9 protein-coding genes and 1 pseudogene are annotated in these 7592 nt (G+C 62.4%); 3 read left to right on the forward strand and 7 right to left on the reverse strand.

Features of this window, described 5'->3' with window-relative positions; translation table 11 throughout:
- The coding region (locus EN991_RS15375) for a CNNM domain-containing protein (protein ID WP_127369061.1) at window positions 1–243 on the reverse strand (243 nt) is incomplete at its 3' end.
- Window positions 244–318: 75 nt separating this feature from the next.
- The gene (locus EN991_RS15380; RefSeq protein WP_127369062.1) at window positions 319–1233 is read right to left on the reverse strand and encodes a LysR family transcriptional regulator; all 915 of its coding nucleotides are present in this window, start codon (window positions 1231–1233) and stop codon (window positions 319–321) included.
- 127 nt (window positions 1234–1360) lie between these two features.
- Between EN991_RS15380 and EN991_RS15385 the strand changes: the two genes are divergently transcribed.
- On the forward strand, window positions 1361–2383 hold the full coding sequence (locus EN991_RS15385) for an NAD(P)-dependent alcohol dehydrogenase (RefSeq protein ID WP_024504162.1): 1023 nt from the start codon (window positions 1361–1363) through the stop codon (window positions 2381–2383).
- A gap of 11 nt (window positions 2384–2394) precedes the next feature.
- Here the strand turns inward: EN991_RS15385 and EN991_RS15390 are convergent, their stop codons facing one another.
- From EN991_RS15390 to EN991_RS15405, 4 genes are all read right to left on the reverse strand, one after another.
- Window positions 2395–3102 (reverse strand): LssY C-terminal domain-containing protein, encoded by a 708-nt coding sequence (locus EN991_RS15390; protein WP_127369063.1) that lies wholly within the window; start codon window positions 3100–3102, stop codon window positions 2395–2397.
- Between the two features lie 74 nt (window positions 3103–3176).
- Window positions 3177–3983: an extensin family protein gene (locus tag EN991_RS15395; protein ID WP_127369064.1), complete on the reverse strand. Its 807-nt coding sequence runs from the start codon at window positions 3981–3983 to the stop codon at window positions 3177–3179.
- 116 nt (window positions 3984–4099) lie between these two features.
- Entirely contained in the window at window positions 4100–5233 is a 1134-nt protein-coding gene (locus EN991_RS15400) for an extensin family protein (RefSeq protein WP_164753939.1), read from the reverse strand.
- A 132-nt stretch (window positions 5234–5365) separates the two neighbouring features.
- A complete protein-coding gene (locus EN991_RS15405) occupies window positions 5366–5791 on the reverse strand; it encodes a DUF3775 domain-containing protein (protein WP_013530064.1) in 426 nt (141 codons plus the stop codon).
- Window positions 5792–5933: 142 nt separating this feature from the next.
- Between EN991_RS15405 and EN991_RS15410 the strand changes: the two genes are divergently transcribed.
- The gene (locus EN991_RS15410) at window positions 5934–6473 is read left to right on the forward strand and encodes a tetratricopeptide repeat protein (RefSeq protein ID WP_013530065.1); all 540 of its coding nucleotides are present in this window, start codon (window positions 5934–5936) and stop codon (window positions 6471–6473) included.
- Between the two features lie 271 nt (window positions 6474–6744).
- Window positions 6745–7218 carry a transcription elongation factor GreA gene (gene greA / locus EN991_RS15415; protein ID WP_013530066.1) on the forward strand — a complete coding sequence of 158 codons (474 nt, stop codon included), beginning with the start codon at window positions 6745–6747 and terminating at the stop codon, window positions 7216–7218.
- Window positions 7219–7457: 239 nt separating this feature from the next.
- Here the strand turns inward: greA and EN991_RS40880 are convergent.
- A pseudogene (locus EN991_RS40880) lies at window positions 7458–7592 on the reverse strand (lipopolysaccharide heptosyltransferase I); the annotation flags it as partial.

Raw genomic sequence — 7592 nt, forward strand, 5'->3', positions numbered from 1 at the left:
GAGCGTGGCGCCGGAAAAGGCGCCGGAGAGGACGCCGACCAAGGTGATGCCGATCTGCACCGAGGACAGGAACTTGCCGGGATTTGAGCCAAGATCAAGGGCGCGGCCGGCGCCATTGGTGCCGCGGTCGATCATCGCTTTCAGCCTGGCCGGGCGCGACGAGACGATGGCGAGCTCGGACATCGACAAAAGGCCGTTCACGCAGATGAGGACGACCACGATAGCGATTTCGACGTATAACATGAGCGGTCAATAGCATTGTGGCGCGGTCTTCGAAAATAGTCCGGCGTGATTTTTGAGAAATGACCGGTATTTCGCTCACGCGGCATCCCAGGGCGGCGCCGAAAAATGTTCGACGAGGGCGTCGACGACAACCCGCACCTTTGGCGTGAGCGCGCGCGTCACCGGCCAGACGGCATGCACGACGATGTTCTCGACCAGGCATTCCGACAGCACCATTTCGAGATCGCCGCTTTTGAGGCTGTCGGCGGCCAGCCATGTCGGCAGGAAGGCGATGCCGCAGCCGGCGAGCGCCGCATCCAGCATCGGTTCGCCATGGCCGAGAACGAGCCGCGCCTTGGGCACGAAGGTTGCGAGATGGCCGTCGGAATGTCTGATCACCCAGGGGCGGACGATGCCCTCGCGACCGTAGCCAATGACGCTGTGATCGGCGAGATCCTCGACCGATTGCGGCCGGCCGTGCCTGTCGAGATAGTCGGGAGCCGCGCATATGGCCGAGCGCTGAGCATAGAGGCGCCTGGCCGCTAGCGACAGGCTGTCGTCGAGTTCGCCCATGCGGATCGCCAGGTCGATGCCCTCCTCGATCAGGTCGACGCGGCGGTCATTGAAGGAGATTTCAACCGTCAGGTCCGGAAATTTCCTCGAAATCTCGAACAGCACGGGAGCGACGCAGCGTCGGCCGAAGGCCAGCGGCACGTCGACCCGAAGCCGGCCAGACGGGACCTGCCGACGCGAGGCGAGCAGCGACTGTGCGGCTTCGATCTCGGCCAGGGCCCGGACGCAGGCTTCATAGTAGCTGATGCCTTCGCTGGTCGGACTGAGACTGCGGGTGGTGCGGTTCAGCAAGCGAACGCCGAGCCTCTGCTCCAGCTGCGCGATCGATTTGCCGATCGCCGACTTCGTCACATGCAGCCGCTCGCCGGCGCTAGTGAAGCTGCCGGCCTCCACCGCCTGAACAAACGCAACGGTGCCTTGCAGGTCGGCCGTTTCCATGGCGATTTCCTATTGTCGACTTTTAGTCCGCAATCAGTGTCAAATTATACCGCACGGAAGCACTATTTTCTATAGTCGAAAGGCATAAATGTCTCGCCTGGCATCAATGCACGGAGCGCGAGACGACATGAGCACCCCAATCAACAGATCCTGGCAGATGAGCGGTTTTGGCCTGTCCAGGCTAAGCCAGGTGGAAGGCAAGGTGCCCGAGCCAGGGCCGCACGATTTGCTGGTGCGGACCAAGGCCGTATCGCTCAACTACAAGGACAAGATGATCGTGGACGGCGTGCTGATCCCCGACCTTGCCTTTCCCTTCGTGCCGACATCCGACGCGGTGGGCGAAGTGGTGGCCGTCGGCAGTGCGGTCAGCCGCTTTCAGGTCGGCCAGCGCGTGCTTGGCCAGGTGATCGCCGATTGGCCGGATGGCGACGCACCGCCGGTGCTGCATAAGCACACGCTGGGGTCGTCGCTGTCGGGTATGCTTTCCGATCATGTCATCTTCGGCGAGGACGCCGCGGTGCTGGCGCCGCCGTCGCTCGGCGACATCGAGGCCGCGACATTGCCGATCGCGGCGCTGACGGCCTGGTTCGCCATGGCCGAGGCGACCAAACCGGTGCCGGGTCAGACCATTCTGATCCAGGGCACCGGCGGCGTGTCGCTGTTTGCGCTGCAGTTCGCCACTGCGTTCGGCCTGCGCGCCATCGTCACCTCAAGCAGTGATGAAAAGCTTGAGCGGGCGAGAAAGCTTGGCGCCTGGCAAGGGATCAACTACCGCACGCAACCGGCCTGGGACGATGCCGCGCGTGAGCTGACGAACGGGCTGGGCGTGAGCCACGTGCTGGAAATGGTCGGCGGCGACAATGCAAGGCGATCTCTGAACGCGCTGGCCGCCGACGGCCGGCTGTCGATCATCGGCCTGCTGGGCGCGATGGAGCTCAGCTTTCCCATCCTGCCCTTCATGCGCAACCGCATCACCGTGCAGGGCCTGTCGATCGGCCATCGCCGTGCTTTCGAGCGTATGAATCAGGCGATCGAGGCGCTGGCGATCAAGCCGGTCATCGACAAGGTTTTTGGCTTCGATGAGGTGCCGCAGGCCTTGCAACATCTGGAGAAAGGGCCGTTCGGCAAGATCGTGATCACGACGACCTGACTTTTGCGATGTCATGGCAACTGCTTCAACACGCCGACAATTGCCTCGCCGTCCGTGAAATAGAGATCGCCGCCGCCATTGCGTCCCGCCTTGGTGGCGCCGACGCCCGATATGTCGCTGGTCGAGAGCAGCATGCCGGCAGTGGCCAGGTCGCGCATCAGGAAATCGCGCTCGGCGTCGATGTCGGGGCCGATATGGTGGGTGACGGCGCCGGTGTCGTGGCTGAAGCCGACGGCGCGATCGAAGCTGGCCGAGCCCAGCCACAGCGGCCGGCCATCGTCGCCGCTTGCATCGGTCTGCCAGAAGCGGACATGATGCCGTCGGTCGGCGCTGATGCCCTCCGGCTTTTCGAAGGCGAGATCCTGGGCACGGCCATCGAACAGCAGCCTGCTGACCGGCGCATCGGGATAGGGGTGGTCGAACAGCACGCTTTCACCGATCTCGATCGCGGTCTTCAGGGTGACGGCGTCGGCAGTGTCCCAGCCGGCAACGGCAAAGGCGTGGACCACCTCCTTCTGCGTGCCGACAAGGCCGACATTGATCGGGTCGCCCGGAATGCCTTGCGGCGTGTGCGTCAGCATCTCGAAGCGATGCGTGCGAAAACCTCGATCGCGGAACGTCCAGAATTCCGGTGCGGCGAAATAGGCGAGCGCCAGATACGCGGCCAACAAGGTCGCCGCCCAGATCATAATGCGTCGCCGAACGCTTCGTTGACCCATGAATGCCGCTCAAATGTTCCGGCATCACATTAGGCGTTGTCATGGCATTCAGGCAAAGGATACCCGGCACCGATCTAACGGCAGGCGCGATAACCGTTCTTGCGGTTCTTGATGTCGAAATGAAAATGGTTGCGGTGGTCGTAATTGTAGCCGGGGCCGAGCACGGTGGTGAAGTACTGGCAGCCGTCGGCGCGCACATTGTTGAGGAAGCCACGGGTGCGGAAGGCGAACAGGCCGGGCTTGCGCACGTCGATGTCGTCGCCATTGTTGAGCTCGATGCTCATGACGTCGAGCGCATTGCCCTTGCCGTGTTCGGACAGGACGCCTTCGCCGGCAATCCGGCGGCAGGAATAGCTGGAGCCCTGGTGTATGGTCTTGACGCCGGAGAAATAACGCCAGCGGGCGGAGGGAACGAGTTCGTTCTTCGTCCAGCCGGCAAAGGTAGCTGCCATGTCGCAGGTCAGGGTTGCGGCGGGTTTCATCTGGATGTTGCCGATGGCCGAGACCTTGACCGGATAATCGATGCCGCACTGGCCTTCATGGATCGGCGCCAGGTCGGTGTAGGCGACATCGAGGCGCTTCAATTGCTGACGGCAGTCGGTTTCGCTGGCCGGCATCTGCTCGACGGGCGACATCGGCTCGTCCATGCGCGGATAAGCGGCCTGCGTCATGTACGGATTGGAAGGGACAAGCTTCTGCATGCCGGCATATTGCGGCACGGCAGCCGTCTGCGCGCCGACGTCGACGGCCGGCTGCAGCGACAGCACACTGCCGGTGTTGCAGGCGGAAAGCGCCGCCAGCGCCAGACCGGCGGGCAGCATTGCTGCATATTTTGACTGGCGCGCGGTGGCGAAAAACACGGCCCGAAATTTGCCGGCCATTGGCGGAATCCCGTTGATGGATATCCGGCATTTTAACGATCAAGGGTAAAGGAAAACTCAGCGTCCGCGTTCATGCCTGCGGCCGAATTGCGGCACGCGGCCTGGATCAGCCATGATCACTGGCAGAACGTTCCGCCATGACGGCGCGGTTCGAGATCGAGATGGAAATGCAGGGAATGATCGGCGTCGGCGCCTGGGCCGAGCACCGTCTTGAAGGGTCCGCAGGCGGCCTTGCGAACATTGTTGAGGAATTTGGCGTCTTTCTCCGGCGGCGCCGGGCCGACCTCGATCTTCTTGCCGTCCGACAGCGTGAAGCTGGCGATGTCGAGCGCGTTGCCGAACGCGTGTTCCGACAGTTTTCGTGTGCCGTTGCGTGGCCGGCAGACAAAAGCCGATGCCTGGCCGATCGATTTCAGGTCCGCACCGAATTCGGCCTTTGCCGCCGGCTGGATGACATCGGCGGCAAAACGCGCCGTCGCCTCGGCCATCTTGCAGTTGAGCTCGGTGCCTGGGGCAATCGCGATCGACTTTCCAAGGGTCTTCAGCACGATGGGGTAGGGAATCGAACAGCCGATTTCGGGCTGGCTTTCCGCCTTGTGCTCTTCGAATTCGACGCCGAGCGTCTTTAACCGTTCGCGGCATGCGACTTCCTCGGCCGGCATTTTTTCATCTGGCACGTCGGCCGAGCGCGGATCGGGCAGCATCTTCTCCTCGTCCGCATCGGCCGGCTTTTGCGGTGGCTGCGGGGCGACGGTTGGCGGCTGGGCCTCGGGTTCTGCAATGTCAGGCTTTCGTGTCGGCGTTGGCGCGACGTCCGGCGGCTCCGGCTCGTTTTCCCCGGTTGATGGCTCCGGAGCCAATGGCTCGGGACGTGCCTGCTTTTCCTGGTGGGATTTTTCTTCCTTGAAACGGTCGGGCGCTTCCGCGGCCTTCGGCCCTACGCGCTTTTGCTCCTCGGTCTTTGCAGCTTCAGCCTTTGGTGCGTCCGCCGGGCGTGGTTCGGGCACCGGAATGCCGGGTTGGATTATCGGAGTGCCGGGTTCGGGCACGGGAACATCGGCAGGCGAGGGCAGCGATGCCTGCGTTTTCTGCTGTGTCTGCTTTGGCGTGACCTGCCGGTGGCGCCGTGGTTTCAAACGCTTTCCGCCCCTTGGTTTCAGGGGCTGGTCGGCTCGTGGTGTCAGCGGCTGCTCGACCCGCGGCGTCGGGGGCTTATGATGCCGATGGCGATGTCTCGCCTCGACCGGCATCACCAGCAAGGCCGTGACGGCCACGGTCAACGCAATCCTGCATATTCGGGAAAAGACGATCGACCCCATCGCCCTCAACGGCGCCGACGCAAGGTGGTTGCCTTGGCCGCATCACGAACGGTAACCGCTCCGTTACGCACCGATCGCTTCCAGCCCTTCCTCCAGCCAGTCGGCGAGCAGCGGCATGCCAAGCAGGTATTTCGCGGTGCGCTTGTTGGCGCGTTCGCGCGCGGCGGCCAGCGCGTCCGCCCATTCGGTGGCGTCGTAGTCGCCGCGACCGACCCAGGCCAACGCGATCAGCTCGGCTGCTTCATCGACATTGAGGTCGTTGATCAGCTCGCGTAGCTCTTCTTCGGTCAGGTTCTCGGAGCTTTCCTCGGCAAGGCCGTCATGGTGATGGTTGACATGGGACTCGCCGTCGAGTTCGACCTCGTGCTCGGCGCCATCGGCATAGTCTTCATTGACGGCCGCACTCAGTGCCTTGGCCTTGAGGATGAACAGGCGCACCGTGTCGGGGCCGATCGAAAGCTCCCAGTCCTTTTCAAGCCGCCGCTGCAAGGGCCGTCTCCCTCAGGTCGTTTGCCGGATGATAGCGGATTCGCGGCATCCGTCACCTGATGTTCTCCCGCCCGCATTTTTCCGGGATGAAACGCAAGCCGACCGGCGTTAGTATTGCATTCTCACCCTCCAGGAGGTTTCGATGCATAAAAGAATGCTGATCCAGGCTGCGACCGCGCTTCTCGCGCTGCAGTTCCTCGCTGTTCCCGTGTACGCCGCCGGCAGCGGCGGCAGCGGCGGTGACGAAACCGTCACCCAGTGCAAGAAGGGCCAGGTCTGGGACAAGAAGAAGAAAAAGTGCGTCGCGCCCCAGGAAGGCATGCTCGACGACGACAGCATCTATGATGCAGGCCACGCGCTGGCGATGGCCGGGCGCTATGACGAGGCGATTGCCGTGCTCAGCCTCGCCGCCAACAAGCAGGATCCGCGCATCCTCAACTATCTCGGCTATTCGCACCGCCATTCCGGCCGCGTCACCGTCGGCCTCGGCTATTACGAGGAAGCGCTGCGCATCGATCCGAACTACACGCTGGTGCGCGAATATCTCGGCGAAGCGCATCTGCAGATCGGCGATCTGGCCGGCGCCCAGCAGCAGTTGATGGAAATCGAGAAGCGGACCGGCAAGGGTTCGCGTGAATATGGCATGCTGGCCGAGCAGATCGACCATTTCATGAGAAGCTGAAAAGATCCCAGGGCTCTTCCAAGCGGCCGCGAGCGATCGCGGCCGTTTTTTGTTGCCCCCGGTCTCATTCATCGCCCCCGACTGATGAAAACGGGGATGATTTTAGCAAAACCGATTTTTGGGCGTGAAAAACCCGCTGACATTGCTATATTCAGGGAAATTGCGGTGAAACGGTTCCGTAAGCTCGAGGCTGCCGGACCCGTTTTCTTTTTGTACCCATCGACAAGGCTTTCCCCGATACGCGGGGGTGGCAGCAGGAAAGGCAGGCATCATGAACAAGGTCCCGATGACAGGCGAGGGGTTCGCGTCATTGAAGGAAGAACTGCGCTGGCGCCAGCAGGAAGAGCGGCCGCGCATCATCGAGGCGATCTCCGAAGCGCGCTCGCATGGCGACCTGTCCGAAAATGCCGAATATCATGCCGCCAAAGAGGCGCAGAGCCTCAACGAGGGCCGCGTCAACGAGCTTGAAGATTATATTGCGCGCGCCGAGGTGATCGACGTCAGCAAGCTCAGCGGCGACAAGATCAAGTTCGGCGCCACCGTGGTGCTGGTCGACGAGGACACCGAGGAAAAGAAGACCTACCGGATCGTCGGCGACCAGGAGGCGGACGTGAAGTCCGGCCGCATCTCGATCTCCTCGCCGATCGCGCGTGCGCTCATCGGCAAGGAAGTCGGCGATGCCATCGAGGTCAACGCGCCTGGCGGCGCCAGGGGGTATGAGATCGTCCAGGTGCAGTTCATCTAGGACCTTTGATAATTCTACTCTGGCGGCCGACTACAGCGCCGCGCGTCCTCTCGGACGCGCAAAGGACGCTGTAGGATTTTCAGTTAGCGCATGATCCCTTTCCGAAAATCAATCACGATTTTCGGGGTCATGCGCGGGCGGTTTTCTGCGCTTCCGGTGCTCACGTACTTTAAGTACGCGCCGCTCCGGTTCTCGAAGAACCACGCTATTCGACTCGCCAGAGCGAATTCTGAAAGGTCCTATGCCGGCGCTTGTAGTTTAAGTGCCAATAGCTTTTCTGCTTCCGCCACTACCTCCACCGGCACAACACGCCCCCCATGCGAGGCCAGCAGTGTCGATGCGTAGCGTCCGCGCGGGCCGGTCAGACCCGGCTC

This window comes from Mesorhizobium sp. M7A.F.Ca.US.005.03.2.1 (genome assembly GCF_003997795.1).
Taxonomy (GTDB): domain Bacteria; phylum Pseudomonadota; class Alphaproteobacteria; order Rhizobiales; family Rhizobiaceae; genus Mesorhizobium; species Mesorhizobium ciceri.